This window comes from Shimia abyssi (assembly GCF_003014475.1).
In the GTDB taxonomy this organism is placed as follows: domain Bacteria; phylum Pseudomonadota; class Alphaproteobacteria; order Rhodobacterales; family Rhodobacteraceae; genus Shimia; species Shimia abyssi.
The window spans coordinates 111,804-125,374 of sequence record NZ_PYGJ01000013.1; the positions used below are offsets into that span (position 1 = coordinate 111,804).

Sequence of the window (13,571 nt, forward strand, 5' to 3'; positions counted from 1 at the left end):
TTAGAAGCCAGACAGGCGATCGAGGAACCAATAGGCTGACACGCCTCCAATGGCGTAGGCGCTGAGCACTGCGGCGTGTGTTCCCGTTGCGAGGGAAAGGGCCGTGTTGGTTGATATGCGTCGCAGCACCCAGCCGAGGGCAAGCACGACGGCGACAAAGCTGAGCTGGCCTATTTCCACCCCAAGATTGAAGGACAAAAGCGCCAACGGCACGTCTGTTTGTGGAACACCGATTTCGCGCAATGCTCCGGCAAATCCGAATCCGTGCAGCAGGCCAAAGGTAAAAGACACGCTCCATGGGAAACGCTCAGAGAGCCGTTCCTGACCCGGTTTTCGCTGGATCAGTTCAGAAGCCACAAACATGATCGACAGGGCGATTATAGCCTCGACCGGAGGGCCGGGAAGCGCGACCCAACCAAGAGTGGCCGCAGCCATGGTGATTGAATGTGCAATGGTAAATGCGGTGATCGCGCCGATCAGTCGCCAACGGTCGCGGATGAGCAGAAGCAAGGCAAAGACAAAGAGCAGGTGGTCGATACCGCCAAGGATATGCTCGACCCCAAGGGGGAGATAGGTGGCGATGACATCAAATGCGCTGGGGTTTTCCGGAACTGTAAAGATGGTTTTGTCAGGCGTAAGGCGCTGTGAACGGGTCGTTTCTGTGGTGTCAACATAGCGCACCAGAACGTCAGTCTGCGTGTTTTCCAACCCGGTGATACCGATTGTTTTGCCTGCAAATCCACCTGGGCATTCAGCGACCCATGTCGAAACCCAAGCAGCCCCGTCAGAGCGCGGTTCCGGACCTGAAACGGGCGTGCATGTTTCGGGTAGAGCTGGGTCGATGGCCATCGGGCTGCCCTTGACGTCAGGTTTACGCCAGAAGACGCGATAGCTGTCCCCGGTGATACGTGAGATGTCGAGATAGCCGGGCTGGAGCGCGTGGGCGTCTGCCAAACGCGGCAGCGCGACGAGCGTCAGGAGGAGGAACGCAAAACGGATCACTTGAGTTGCTCCGACAGCGCCGCGTTGTCAGGGCGCGTGATTTCATAGGTGTCTCGCAAGGTCGCATAGACTTCTTCGCTAAGCTTATCTGCGACCTGTGCTGTCCAATCCGCCTCAACACGATCACGGATGACTTCGAGCGGGGGAGGCGCAGAGGGAGTAAGATTCAGGACGTAGACGGCGTGCTGTCCAAAGCCGGAAGACACAGGCGCGACCCATGTGTCGGAGGGCAATAACGCGATCTGGTCGAAGAACCCAGCACCAAATCCGCTATCCACTGTTCGTTTAGGTACATCGCGAAGGGAGGGCGGCAACATGAGGCGTTGTCCTAATGTTGAAGGGTCAGCACCTGTGTTGAGCTGTTCCAGAATTTTGGATATCGCGGTTTCGTCGACGGCATCACCCAAGAACACGTGCTCGAACGTGATGCGCGGTGGGGTCGCGTAAGTTTCAGAGTTTTCAGAGTAAAAGGTGCGTAGTTCGTCTTCGGTGGCCGGCGTGGCCGCCGCGGCGGAGGTCATCAGGAATTCCATTTTTTGAACAAGACGTTGCCGAATGACGGCGTCGCCTTGATCCATTGACAGGGCCAGTGCCTCTCGGGAAAGCACTTCTTCGCGGATGAAAGCGTCGATGAATTTGTTGAGTTCATCGGCGTTGGGTTTGCGCGACCACGTGTTTTGGAACCGTGCTTGGAGCTGTTGAACCTGCGCGGGAGTGACGTTGATTTTTTTGGTCGCCTGCTGCGTTGGTAAAGGGGGGGAAATGACCGCGTAGAACGCGAAGATGGCCACGCCGATAAGCAGGAAGTGAAGAAGGGGTTCTTTTAGAATGCGCATCATTGAGCAGGCCGTCCGGTGAGAAAAAAGGCTATTTATAGAAACACTTGACGGTATGTGACGACGGTTTGGGCGTGCTGTCAATCAGTCGTTTCGGCGCATAGTCTGGCAAGGTCCGGGCGTGGTAGTTTGGCAAGCGCCTGCATCACCGAATAGCGTGCCGGTCTGCCAGGCCAATCTGACGGCAAGAGATGTTCTCCGAGCTCGGGCTGGCGGAGGCAGAGACGGCGCCAATGGTGCAAAATTATTAGGCGTAGGGTGCACTGGTCGATGATGGTGGTCGGATTTGGTGACTTTAGGGTTTTGCGTACAATATTGTCGAGCGCGGCCAAATCTCGTTGAAGGCCAGTTGGTGCCAGTGCGGCCAGCACCCAGTCCGGCAGATTTCTCGCGGAAAATGGCTGTGTGAGCACGTCATCGAGTCCATCTGTGCTTTGACGGATGAGGGCTGTTTTAGATGACAGGAGAACAGCGTCGTCTGGAAGTAAACAGGTAAAATCCGCAGAAGACATTTGCGGCGAAGCAACCGCGAGAGCAAGTGGAATTTCCGGTGCAAATTCAGAGCGATAGATGCGGGTACGCACGGCATTTGACATGACATGGCCCTGATCTGACAGGAAGTAATTCGATGCGCGCCCGTCACGTTCTGACCTGATCCAGCCGTCCCGGCGGAGACGATGCAGGGCGACGCGCAGGGCCTGATTGTTAATCCCGAGGCGGGAGACGATCTGGTTCAAAGTGCGACCGGGCAGATAGTCGTCTTTAGAGAGGCAGAGATCGCCCATGATAGTAACGACAAGTGACCAGACGCGGATTGGTCCGCAATCTGCCACACGTTGGATATTCTTATGAAGATCAACGTCTTGCATGGGTTTAACCTAGACCGTAAGTCGCTGTTCCTCAAGGGAATAGACGGGTTGATCTGTGGGCGGTATCGGGTGAGGTTTGGGCAGGAGGATTGGTGATGGTGTTAACGCAGGCTGAAGATTTTGGGGCTGAGAGTGAAGCGTTGTACGACGTGGTGCGCGGGCTGGATGATGCGGGGTTTCGGCAGGTCACTCAGTTCAAAGGTTGGACTATTGAAGACGTTTTGTTGCACCTGCATTTCTGGAACAAGGCTGTCGATCTGTCGGTTGAAAATGTTGATGAATTTCAACGGCGTGCGGGCGGAGCCGTTACAGCATTGGTCGAGGTTGGGACCATGCGGAACGTTGAGGATTCGACAATTTCCGAGCGGGGCGAGGCGTTGAGAGAGGCGTGGATTTCGCAGGTGCGAGAGATGGTGCCGCGCTGGGCGGCGATGGATCCGAAGGCGCGTTTACCTTGGGTCGGGCCATCGATGTCAGCGCGGTCGTCCATGACGGCGCGGCAGATGGAGACATGGGCGCATGGAATGGAAGTATTTGATATACTTGGGGTTTCCCGGGTTGAGGTGGATCGGGTGCGCAATGTGGTTATGTTAGGGGTGAACACGTTTGGCTGGTCGCATCAGGTGCATGGGCTGGATGTGCCCGAAGTGATGCCCTGGCTGGAACTGACTGCACCGTCGGGCGAGGTGTGGAGCTTTGGCGGCGATGGAACTGCGGGGCAAATCATTGGAAAGGCAGAGGAATTTGCGGCTGTGGTGACACAGGCGCGGGCGGTTGCGGACACTGGTCTGCAGGTCAGTGGTGTGGTGGCAGAGACATGGATGGCCTATGCGCAATGTTTTGCGGGACCGCCGAATATGCCGCCAAGACCGGGTAGCCGAGGGGTAAAATCCGGAAAAGGTTAACGCGACGTTTCGGAGCAGAACCCAACGTCGGTATTGCGTCGGCATTTTATCGGTATCGCGTCGGTGTCGTTTTCGGCAATCACGGCCGACTCGAATATTATGACACAGCGCTTTGGGTTTGTAGTCACTTAACCAAGTTTAAGCGCCAGATGTCGCATATGCCGCCATCAATGTCCGAAATGTCGATAGAAAATCTTCGATGTGACGGCCAAGTTTTTGCCAAGAGCAATGACGGGCGAAACACATGCGATATTCCGGATGGCGAGTCATCAAAGAGGCGCTGACAGGGCACAAGGGCTGGACACCAGCCTGGAGTGATCCCGAACCAAAGGATCACTATGACATCGTGATTGTCGGCGGTGGCGGCCATGGGCTGGCCACGGCTTATTATCTGGCCAAAGAGTTTGGGCAGGCGCGGATTGCGGTTCTGGAAAAGGGCTGGATCGGGGGCGGTAATGTCGGTCGGAACACGACGATTATCCGGTCAAACTATTTGCTGGATGGCAACGAGCCATTTTATGAGCTTTCGCTGAAGCTGTGGGAAGGGTTGGAGCAGGACTTTAACTATAATGCCATGGTCAGCCAACGCGGCATACTGAACCTTGTGCATTCTGATGCTCAGCGCGATGCAGCGCGGCGGCGTGGCAATGCGATGATTCTGAACGGGTCAGATGCGGAGCTGCTGGACACGGACGGCGTGCGGGCGATGTATCCGTTTTTCAACTTTGACAATGCGCGCTTTCCAATCAAGGGCGGATTGCTGCATCGGCGCGGTGGTACGGTGCGGCATGACGCGGTGGCGTGGGGTTATGCGCGCGGAGCGGATATGCGCGGCGTCGACATTATTCAGAACTGTGAGGTCACGGGTTTTCGGATTGAGCAGGGTCGTGTCCTGGGGGTTGAGACATCACGCGGCTATATCGGCGCATCCAAGGTGGGCGTGGCGGTGGCTGGATCATCAAGCCGGGTGATGGAGAAGGCAGGAATGCGCCTGCCGATCGAGAGCCATGTCTTGCAGGCGTTTGTGTCTGAAGGGCTGAAGCCGCTGATTGATGGGGTGATTACGTTCGGTGCAGGGCACTTTTACGTGAGCCAATCCGACAAGGGTGGATTGGTGTTTGGCGGTGATATTGACATGTACAACACCTATGCCCAGCGCGGGAACCTGCCCGTGGTGGAAGATGTGATCGAGAGCGGAATGGCGCTCATTCCGGCGTTAGGCCGGGTACGCATGTTGCGCGGTTGGGGTGGCATCATGGACATGTCGATGGATGGCTCGCCGTTTATTGATCGGACTTCTGTGGATGGGCTCTATTTCAATGGGGGCTGGTGTTACGGCGGGTTCAAGGCGACGCCTGCGTCGGGCTTTTGTTATGCGCATCTATTGGCCACTGGTCGGCCACATGAGGTTGCAACGGCGTATCGGTTGGACCGGTTCCGCACTGGGCACATGATTGATGAAAAGGGCCAGGGCGCCCAACCGAATTTGCATTGAGGCGTATCGGACATGATTATTGACCATCCTCTCTTGGGGCCGCGCGATGCGCAGGAGTTTGTTTATTTGGGCGATGCAGACCTGATTAATCGGCCGGACTGGCAGGCCGAGGACGCGGCAGACGCGTTTCACGATTACCTCTATTTGCGCGACAACCCGGCGGGGGTGCATCGCGAGCTATGGTATCACGAGCAGGGCGACCGGTCGTGGCTGGTGGTGACGCGCGATACGCTGACGCATGAGATTTCCAAGGTAGAGCTGGCCCGTGATGTGGCCCGGGCACAGGGGCGCGGCAGATGAAACAAGTGAACCGTTTGAGCGGCGGTCTGGTGGATCGCGATCAGGTGCTGGGGTTTACGTTTGATGGCAAGCGCTATGAGGGGCATGGCGGGGATACGCTGGCGTCGGCATTGCTGGCCAATGGTGTGCGGCTGATGGGGCGGTCGTTTAAGTATCATCGCCCGCGTGGAGTGATGACGGCGGGGTCGGAGGAACCGGATGCGCTGGTCGAGCTGCGCAGCGGCGGGCGGCAGGAGCCGAACACGCGGGCGACGGTTGCCGAGCTGTTTGACGGGATGCAGGCGCGGTCGCAAAACCGCTGGCCGTCGCTGCGCCATGACATGATGGCGGTGAATGACCGGTTGTCGAATTTCCTGACGGCGGGTTTTTATTACAAGACGTTCATGTGGCCCAAGGCGTTCTGGGAAAAACTGTATGAGCCGACTATTCGCCACGCCGCTGGGTTGGGGCGTGTGTCGGGCGAGGACGACCCGGATGTCTATGACAAGGGGTTTTTGCATTGTGATTTGCTGATCATCGGCGCGGGGCCTGCGGGTTTGTCGGCGGCGCTGACGGCGGGGCGTGCGGGGGCAAGGGTCATCCTCGCGGATGAAGATTTTGCGTTTGGCGGGCGTTTGAACGCCGAGATGTTTGAAGTGGGCGGAGAGGCCGGTTCGGATTGGGCCAAGGCGGCGGTGGCCGAGCTGGCATCGATGGGTAATGTGCGGTTAATGGCGCGAACCACTGTTGTGGGGGCGTTTGACCATGGCGTGTATGGCGCGGTCGAGCGGGTGGCAGACCATGTGGCCGCGCCCGTAGAGGGGCAGCCACGACAAGTGTTCTGGCGGATCACGTCCAAACGAGCATTGCTGTGTGCAGGTGCGACCGAGCGGCCAATAGCGTTTGCCAACAACGATCGGCCCGGCATTATGATGGCGAGTGCTGTGCGCAGCTTTGCTAACCGCTGGGCGGTGGCGGCGCACGAGACTGTCGCGGTGTTTACCAACAATGATGACGGGCATCGTACGGCGGCGGATCTGATCGCCAAGGGTGTGCGGGTCACTGCAGTGATCGACACACGCGCAGATGCGCCCGCAGTTGAGGGGGCCGAACTGTTTGCTGGCGCGCAGGTGATTGATAGCAGGGGGCGGTTGGGGTTGGAGTCTGTACGTATCCGTACGGCGCAAGGTTTCACACGCGATATCGTGTGCGGAGCGTTGGCTGTGTCGGGAGGGTGGAACCCGAATGTGCACCTGACCTGTCATCAGCGTGGACGTCCGCAGTGGGATGAGACGCTGGCTGCGTTTGTCCCAGGGCCGGATTTACCAGTTGGCATGTTGGTGGCCGGTGCGGCCAGCGGCGTTCTGTCGACTGAGGGTGCGCTGCGCACCGGTGCCGAGGGGGCCGTCGCGGTGCTGGCGGATCTGGGGATTGCGGCAACCGCAGCGGTGCCCCAAGCAGAGGATGCGCCGGTTGACCTAACCCCATTCTGGCATGTCAGCGAGAGCAAGGGCCGGGCGTGGATTGACATGCAGAATGACGTGACGGTCAAGGACATCAAGCTGGCGCATCAGGAGAACTTTGTCTCGGTTGAGCATCTGAAGCGGTACACCACACTGGGCATGGCGACGGATCAGGGAAAGACGTCGAACATGGGTGGTCTGGCGGTCATGGCAGAGCTGACCGGAAAGTCGATCCCCGAAACGGGGACGACGATGTTTCGGCCACCATACACTCCCGTATCGTTTGGCGCGTTGGCGGGCCGTGCGGTGGGCAAGCATTTCCACCCGGTGCGCGAAACACCAAGCCACAATTGGGCGACAGAGCGGGGTGCGGTGTTTGTCGAGGTGGGCGATTGGTTGCGGGCGCAGTGGTTTCCGCAGCCAGGGGAGACCCATTGGCGGCAATCGGTGGACCGCGAAGTGCTGGCGACGCGCCGATCGGTGGGTGTGTGCGACGTAACCACGTTGGGCAAGATCGATGTACAGGGCGCGGACGCGGCCGAATTTCTGAACAAAGTCTATGCCAATGCGTTTGCAAAGCTGCCAGTGGGCAAGGTGCGGTATGGGCTGATGCTGCGCGAGGATGGGATTGCATATGACGATGGGACGGCTGCGCGATTTGCAGAAGATCACTTTGTGGTCACCACCACGACGGCAAATGCAGTGTTGGTTTATAGACAAATGGAATTTGCCCGCCAATGCCTGTGGCCCGATCTGGATGTGCAGTTGATTTCCACCACCGAAGCCTGGGCGCAATATGCAGTGGCTGGGCCGAACTCCCGCAAGCTGTTGGAGAAGATCGTGGACCCGCGCTTTGACATCTCGAACGAAGCATTCCCGTTCATGGCCTGTGGTGAAGTCACCATATGCGGTGGATTGCGGGCAAGGTTGTTCCGGATTTCGTTCAGCGGAGAGCTGGCCTATGAAATCGCGGTGCCGACGCGATATGGCGACGCAATGATCCGCGCGCTGATGGACGAGGGCGAGGCGTTTGATGTGGTTCCATACGGTACTGAAGCGCTGGGCGTTATGCGGATCGAAAAGGGCCATGCGGCAGGCAATGAGCTGAATGGCACGACTACGGCGTTGAATCTTGGGATGGGCCGAATGGTCAGCAAGAAAAAAGATTGCATTGGTAACACGCTGAGCGAGCGGGCCGGGTTGAACATGGCTGATGCGCTGAAGCTGGTGGGTGTGAAGCCGGTGGATGCGACGCAAGCAGTGAAGGCGGGTGGGCATTTGATGGCCAAGGAAGGGCCAGTCGATGCGGCGCATGATCAGGGTTACGTCACCTCGGCTGCGTATTCGCCAATCTTGGAAAGCTCGATCGGGCTGGCGTTGCTAAAGAATGGTGCGGCACGTCTGGGAGAGGTGATGCGCATTGCCAATCCGCTTGAGGGTGACGACGTCGAGGTTGAAATTGTGAGTGCCCATTTTGTGGATCCGGATGGGGAGAAGTTGCGTGTATAAGCTGAAAGCGATGACTGCGTTGGGCGGAACAAAGCCGCGTGTGGATGTGTTCGCCGGGGTGAAGATTAGCGAAAACCCGGATCGCGCGCTGGTGTCTGTTTCGGCGCGGCAAGGCCATGAAACGGTGTGCCGCGAGCGGGCGCGCGCGTTTTTGGGCGTTGATTTGCCAGCGCCTGCACGCGCGGCCAGTTCCGAAGGTTTTGGGGTGCTGTGGATTGGGCCGGATGCGTGGATGGTCGAAGCCGATCACACGCGGCATGAGCTGTTGGCGTCTGAGATTAAGACGGCGGTGGCAGATGCGGGATCGGTTGTGGAACAGACCGACGGGTGGTGCCGGTTTGAAGTCGAGGGATCGAAAGTGTGTGATCTGTTCGAGCGGCTGTGCAATGTGGACGTGCAGGCGATGCTGGGGGATGCGGTCGTGCGTACATCGATCCACCATGTGGGATGCTATTTGTGGTGCCGGGAGGCCGGGGCGGCATTTACGGTCATGGGCCCCAGATCATCGGCGGCGTCCTTGCATCATGCGCTGATTGAGTCGGCTGGGGTGGTTAGCCTAGACTGAGGGCAGTGGGCGGTTCGTTTCCACACGGAAAGTGTTGATGTTGCGCCGCTCTTCCTGAGGGGTAAGCCCAAATGCGTCGCGGTAGTAACGTGATAGGGTTGCGGCGGAGCCGTAGCCGACCGCGTGGGCGATTTCCTGGATGCTGTCACCGGTATAGACTACCTGTTGGCGCGCGGCGCGCAGGCGAAGGTGCCGGTAGTAGAGAGCCGGGCTTTGGCCTGTGGCGTCTTTGAAGGCGCGTTCCAGTTGGCGAGGCGACATGCCGATTTGGCCCGCGATGTCGGAGACCGAAATTGCGGTAGCAAGGTTTTCAGAGAAGAGGGCGATGGCCTTGGCCACGCGGGGCGGCAGGGCGTCGGCGGTGGTGTCGAGGTGAATGCCGGGGGTTTTCTGCATAACACCGGTGGTGCGCACGAGCGGGTGTTGAAACCAACAGGCGACCTCGGTCATGGTGGCCGCATCTGTGGTTTGCTCAATGAGCATCAGCATCATGTCGAACGCTGCGGTGGCCCCAGACGCAGTGTAGCGCGTGCGGTCGACGATGATCAGATCGTCGCGGGCGTCTATGGCGGGAAACTCAGCGGTAAACGCGGCCTTGTAGACCCAATGCACCGAAGCGGCGAACCCATCGAGCAAGCCTGTCCGGGCCAAGGGGAACACACCGCCGCTAATCGCGCCGGTGGGTGTGCCGTGTCGGGCCAATGCACGCAAGGCGCCGTGCACACCGCCGAGATCCTGGATCTCACCTTGGGGGCTGGAGAGGACCAAAAGAAGATCGAGCGCGAGGTCAGCGCTTAGCGCGGTGTCGGGTTGAAAGCGGATGCCGGCGCTAGCCTGAACTGGTTGAGCGGATTCGGTGAGGACGGACCAGCGAAACACCTCGCGGCCTGCGATCTCATTGGCCGCGCGCAGGGGTTCGATGGCGTTGGTCAGGCAGGCCATTGGAAAGCCAGGCAGGACCAGAAGGCCAAGGTGAAAAGTGCTGTGTGAGGTGGGTCCGGTCATGGGATCGGACCCTAGGCGTGGGTGTGGCCCATTGTCCAGATGCGCGGGCGGCATTTGGAGTTAGCTGCCGCTGATGATGACCGATGTGTCGAGCGCGGCAGCCTTGTGCTTCATGTCGACAGGCAGCGGGGCGTCCGTAAAGAGCGCATCGACATCCCCCAGATTGCCTATACGCCCCGGTGCGGAACGCAGGATCTTGGAACTGTCGGCCACGACAAAGGTGGATTTCGACTGTCGGATGATCGACTTGGTCGCATGTACCTCTTGGAAGTCGAAATCAAGCAGATCGCAATCGGCGTCGATGGCGGCGCAGCTGATGATTGCGTGGTCGAATTTGAAGAGATCGACCACTTGTGTTGTCAGGTTGCCGAGCAGACCGCCATCAGTACGGCGCAATGTGCCCCCCGCGACGACGATTTCTATGTTCGGGTTGGCTGCGAGGATATTGGCAGTGTTCAGACTGTTGGTGACGACAAGCAGGTCGGTATGGGTGAGCATTTCACGCGCAACCGCCTCGGTAGTGGTGCCGATGTTAATGAAAATTGATGAGCCATTGGGGATGTGGCGCGCGCATTCGCGGCCGATCTGGGTTTTGCCATCGGTATTGCGATTGCGGCGCTGGACATAATCAAGATTGCCAAGGCCAGAGGACAGCACCGCCCCACCATGCACACGTTCGAGACGACCGGCATCGGAGAGCTGGGCCAGATCACGGCGGATCGTCTGTTCAGCCACACCAAAGCGACGCGCGAGTTCTTCGACGCGGATCGTGCCTTCAGATTGTGCGATTTGCAGGATCTCGGCTTTGCGATTCTGGCTGAGCATGTTCGGTATTCCTTCGTTTCGGGCAGATTGCGCACATTCGAGCGCGAATTCAAGAAAAATCGCGCGAATTGCTGCGAGTGCGAACGGAATCGAGCGATTGTGCGCCGATATTGTGCGCGAAAATGTTGACATTTGCGCTCACACCTGATTGATAGCGTTAACATTAGCGCAATCATGCGCGACTCGAACGGCGCCAACTAGTTGGCAGTTGCATCTTGGGAGATCCTTATGAGCCGTAATCGCAATGTGAAGGTGGTTGCCACCCTGGGACCTGCTTCGAACTCTTATGATGTCATCCGTGCACTGAAAACCGAAGGTGCAGACGTGTTCCGTTTGAACATGAGCCACGGTCAGCACAGCGATATAGCCAAGTTGCACGCCACGATTCGCAAGGTCGAAGAAGATATGGGCGAGCCGATTTGTATTCTGGCTGACCTTCAGGGGCCCAAACTGCGCTGTGGTGTTTTTGACGGTGACGCGGTGATGCTGGAGAACGGTCAGGCGTTTCGGTTTGATCTGGATGAAGCGCCGGGTGATGCGACCCGTGTGCGCCTGCCGCACCCTGAAATTTTTGCCGCGTTGAAACCCGGTGCGACCCTGTTGGTCAACGACGGCCTTTTGCGGTTGAAGGTGCAGGAATGCAGCGACAGCCACGCCGATTGCGTGGTCGAAGTGGGCGGCAAGATTTCCAACCGCAAGGGCGTGAACGTGCCTGACGTTGTGCTGCCGTTGGCGGCGCTGTCGGAAAAGGACCGTGCAGATCTGGAGTTTGTTTGCGAGTTGGGTGTTGAGTGGCTTGCGCTGAGCTTTGTGCAGCGGGCCGCGGATGTTGAAGAAGCGCGAGGGCTGGCCAAAGGACGGGCTTCGGTGCTTAGCAAGATCGAAAAACCTGCCGCGGTTGAGGCATTTGCGGCGATCCTTGAAGCGTCGGACGGCGTTATGGTGGCGCGCGGTGATTTGGGCGTGGAATTGCCCATTCAGAAAGTGCCAGCGATACAGAGACAGCTGGTGCGGGATTGTCGCAAGGCGGGCAAGCCGGTGATCGTAGCGACACAGATGCTGGAAAGCATGACCGCGTCGCCAGTGCCAACACGGGCTGAAGTTTCGGATGTGGCAACGGCGATTTATGACGGTGCAGATGCGGTAATGCTTTCAGCGGAATCTGCGGCTGGTGGTTTCCCGGTCGAAGCGGTGCGCATGATGAATGCCGTGGCCGAAGAAACCGAGCAAGATCCTGGCTATCGCACATCAATCGAAAGTAGCCGGGCACTGGCACATAGCAGCGTGTCTGAGGCCATCACATCTGCAGCGCGAGAGATTGCAGAAACCACAGAGTTGAAAACCATCTGCTGCTACACCCGGTCGGGCTATACCGCGCAATTGGCTGCGCGCGAACGCCCGCGCGTGCCAATTCTGGCGTTGACGCCGGATATTGAAGCTGCGCGACGCCTTGGCCTTGTTTGGGGGCTGTCATGCGCAACGGTTGGAACGGCGATGCGGTTCAAAAGCGCGGTTAAGGCGGCGGTTGATGCCGCCAAGGTGATGGGAATGGTCGAAGGCGACGACCGCATCGCGGTGACCGCGGGCATCCCTTTCAATCAAACCGGAACGACAAACATTTTGCGTGTCGTCTCAGTTTCAGAGGATCTGGCGATCCTTGATGAAGTCGAAGCGTAACACGTTTTCATACCCACGGATTCAGGAGGAAATCATGACCGTAAAAGTTGCTATCAATGGATTTGGCCGTATTGGCCGCTGTGTTGCACGTGCCCTGTTTGAGTCAGGTCGCGATGATATTGAGATCGTTGCGATCAACGATCTGGGCCCGGTTGAGACCAATGCCCACCTGCTGAAATATGACAGTGTGCATGGTTTGTTGAACGAAGAGATTTCGGTTGACGGAAATACGCTGACCGTAGGCGGACATGCGATCCGCGTGAGCGCAGAGCGTGATCCGGCCAAGCTGGAATGGGCAGATGTTGACGTGGCGCTGGAGTGTACAGGCATCTTCACCAAGCGCGAGGCGGCGGCAAAGCATTTGGAGAACGGTTCCAAAAAGGTTCTGGTATCTGCCCCGGCGTCCGGTGCGGACAAGACCATTGTTTATGGCGTGAACCATGATGTGCTAACCGGTGACGACGTTGTTGTGTCAAACGCAAGCTGCACCACCAACTGTCTGTCGCCTGTTGCGGCGGTTCTGGACCGTGTGTTCGGCATCGAGACCGGTTATATGACCACGATCCACAGCTATACCGGCGATCAACCGACGCTGGATACAATGCACAAGGACCTGTACCGCGCACGAGCGGCGGCGATGTCGATGATCCCGACATCGACCGGTGCGGCCAAGGCGGTCGGGCTGGTGCTGCCGTCGCTGGCGGGCAAGCTGGACGGGTCGGCCATTCGTGTGCCAACCCCAAATGTTTCGGCTGTGGACCTGTGCTTTACCACCACAAAAGAGGCGAGCGTTGACGAGATCAATGCTGCCATCCGCGCGGCCGCAGAAGGCGAGCTAAAAGGCGTTCTGGACGTGACCGATGCACCGCTGGTGTCGGTTGACTTCAACCACAACCCGCATTCGTCGATCTTTGCCATCGATCAGACCCGTCTGACCGATGGCGGTCTGTTCCGCATTCTGAGCTGGTATGACAACGAGTGGGGCTTCTCTAACCGGATGCTCGACACGGCTGTTGTGATGGCAAAGTTGTAAGGGATTTAGAATAATGAGCACAATCATCGACATTCACGCGCGTGAGATTTTGGACAGCCGGGGGAACCCGACGGTTGAGGTGGACGTGATCCTCGAAGATGGCACGTT

Annotated in this window: 13 protein-coding genes; 8 read left to right on the top strand and 5 right to left on the bottom strand. The window is 58.3% G+C overall.

Annotated elements, in window-relative coordinates; translation table 11 throughout:
* The 3 genes from CLV88_RS17185 to CLV88_RS17195 form a co-directional block, all read right to left on the bottom strand.
* Positions 1-1,002, bottom strand: a complete 1,002-nt coding sequence (locus CLV88_RS17185) for a HupE/UreJ family protein (RefSeq protein WP_243403702.1) — start codon at positions 1,000-1,002, stop codon at positions 1-3.
* Complete coding sequence (locus CLV88_RS17190) at positions 999-1,841, bottom strand: peptidyl-prolyl cis-trans isomerase (protein ID WP_106609644.1); 843 nt, start codon at positions 1,839-1,841, stop codon at positions 999-1,001. Before CLV88_RS17190 ends, CLV88_RS17185 begins: the two co-directional genes overlap by 4 nt.
* A 77-nt stretch (positions 1,842-1,918) precedes the next feature.
* Positions 1,919-2,707 (bottom strand): PaaX family transcriptional regulator C-terminal domain-containing protein, encoded by a 789-nt coding sequence (locus tag CLV88_RS17195; RefSeq protein ID WP_106609645.1) that lies wholly within the window; start codon positions 2,705-2,707, stop codon positions 1,919-1,921.
* 95 nt (positions 2,708-2,802) lie between these two features.
* Here CLV88_RS17195 and CLV88_RS17200 point away from each other — a divergent pair, with 95 nt between their 5' ends.
* The 5 genes from CLV88_RS17200 to CLV88_RS17220 all read left to right on the top strand — a co-directional run bounded on the left by CLV88_RS17200 (position 2,803) and on the right by CLV88_RS17220 (position 8,923).
* Complete coding sequence (locus CLV88_RS17200) at positions 2,803-3,612, top strand: TIGR03084 family metal-binding protein (protein WP_106609646.1); 810 nt, start codon at positions 2,803-2,805, stop codon at positions 3,610-3,612.
* A gap of 244 nt (positions 3,613-3,856) precedes the next feature.
* On the top strand, positions 3,857-5,107 hold the full coding sequence (locus CLV88_RS17205) for a sarcosine oxidase subunit beta family protein (RefSeq protein WP_106609647.1): 1,251 nt from the start codon (positions 3,857-3,859) through the stop codon (positions 5,105-5,107).
* Positions 5,108-5,119: 12 nt separating this feature from the next.
* Entirely contained in the window at positions 5,120-5,407 is a 288-nt protein-coding gene (locus tag CLV88_RS17210) for a sarcosine oxidase subunit delta (RefSeq protein WP_106609648.1), read from the top strand.
* Positions 5,404-8,358 carry a sarcosine oxidase subunit alpha family protein gene (locus tag CLV88_RS17215; RefSeq protein WP_106609649.1) on the top strand — a complete coding sequence of 985 codons (2,955 nt, stop codon included), beginning with the start codon at positions 5,404-5,406 and terminating at the stop codon, positions 8,356-8,358. The genes CLV88_RS17210 and CLV88_RS17215 overlap by 4 nt, the downstream gene beginning before the upstream one ends.
* Complete coding sequence (locus CLV88_RS17220) at positions 8,351-8,923, top strand: sarcosine oxidase subunit gamma (RefSeq protein WP_243403703.1); 573 nt, start codon at positions 8,351-8,353, stop codon at positions 8,921-8,923. The genes CLV88_RS17215 and CLV88_RS17220 overlap by 8 nt, the downstream gene beginning before the upstream one ends.
* Here CLV88_RS17220 and CLV88_RS17225 read toward each other — a convergent pair.
* Together CLV88_RS17225 and CLV88_RS17230 are read right to left on the bottom strand one after the other, a co-directional pair.
* Positions 8,915-9,928, bottom strand: a complete 1,014-nt coding sequence (locus CLV88_RS17225) for a GlxA family transcriptional regulator (RefSeq protein ID WP_243403704.1) — start codon at positions 9,926-9,928, stop codon at positions 8,915-8,917. The genes CLV88_RS17220 and CLV88_RS17225 overlap by 9 nt on opposite strands.
* Positions 9,929-9,988: 60 nt before the next feature.
* Complete coding sequence (locus CLV88_RS17230; RefSeq protein WP_106609664.1) at positions 9,989-10,753, bottom strand: DeoR/GlpR family DNA-binding transcription regulator; 765 nt, start codon at positions 10,751-10,753, stop codon at positions 9,989-9,991.
* A gap of 228 nt (positions 10,754-10,981) precedes the next feature.
* Here CLV88_RS17230 and pyk point away from each other — a divergent pair, with 228 nt between their 5' ends.
* The 3 genes from pyk to CLV88_RS17245 all read left to right on the top strand — a co-directional run.
* A complete protein-coding gene (gene pyk, locus CLV88_RS17235; protein ID WP_106609651.1) occupies positions 10,982-12,430 on the top strand; it encodes a pyruvate kinase in 1,449 nt (482 codons plus the stop codon).
* Positions 12,431-12,464: 34 nt separating this feature from the next.
* Complete coding sequence (gap, locus tag CLV88_RS17240) at positions 12,465-13,463, top strand: type I glyceraldehyde-3-phosphate dehydrogenase (protein ID WP_106609652.1); 999 nt, start codon at positions 12,465-12,467, stop codon at positions 13,461-13,463.
* 13 nt (positions 13,464-13,476) lie between these two features.
* Positions 13,477-13,571, top strand: a 95-nt coding sequence (locus tag CLV88_RS17245) for a hypothetical protein (protein ID WP_133169986.1), incomplete at its 3' end; no start/stop codon positions are given.

Coding starts and splice junctions, on each gene's coding strand:
- CLV88_RS17190 (WP_106609644.1), bottom strand. CDS start 1,841: ATGATGCGCATTCTAAAAGAACCCCTTCTTCACTTCCTGCTTATCGGC.
- CLV88_RS17195 (WP_106609645.1), bottom strand. CDS start 2,707: ATGCAAGACGTTGATCTTCATAAGAATATCCAACGTGTGGCAGATTGC.
- CLV88_RS17200 (WP_106609646.1), top strand. CDS start 2,803: ATGGTGTTAACGCAGGCTGAAGATTTTGGGGCTGAGAGTGAAGCGTTG.
- CLV88_RS17205 (WP_106609647.1), top strand. CDS start 3,857: ATGCGATATTCCGGATGGCGAGTCATCAAAGAGGCGCTGACAGGGCAC.
- CLV88_RS17210 (WP_106609648.1), top strand. CDS start 5,120: ATGATTATTGACCATCCTCTCTTGGGGCCGCGCGATGCGCAGGAGTTT.
- CLV88_RS17215 (WP_106609649.1), top strand. CDS start 5,404: ATGAAACAAGTGAACCGTTTGAGCGGCGGTCTGGTGGATCGCGATCAG.
- CLV88_RS17225 (WP_243403704.1), bottom strand. CDS start 9,928: ATGACCGGACCCACCTCACACAGCACTTTTCACCTTGGCCTTCTGGTC.
- CLV88_RS17230 (WP_106609664.1), bottom strand. CDS start 10,753: ATGCTCAGCCAGAATCGCAAAGCCGAGATCCTGCAAATCGCACAATCT.
- pyk (WP_106609651.1), top strand. CDS start 10,982: ATGAGCCGTAATCGCAATGTGAAGGTGGTTGCCACCCTGGGACCTGCT.
- gap (WP_106609652.1), top strand. CDS start 12,465: ATGACCGTAAAAGTTGCTATCAATGGATTTGGCCGTATTGGCCGCTGT.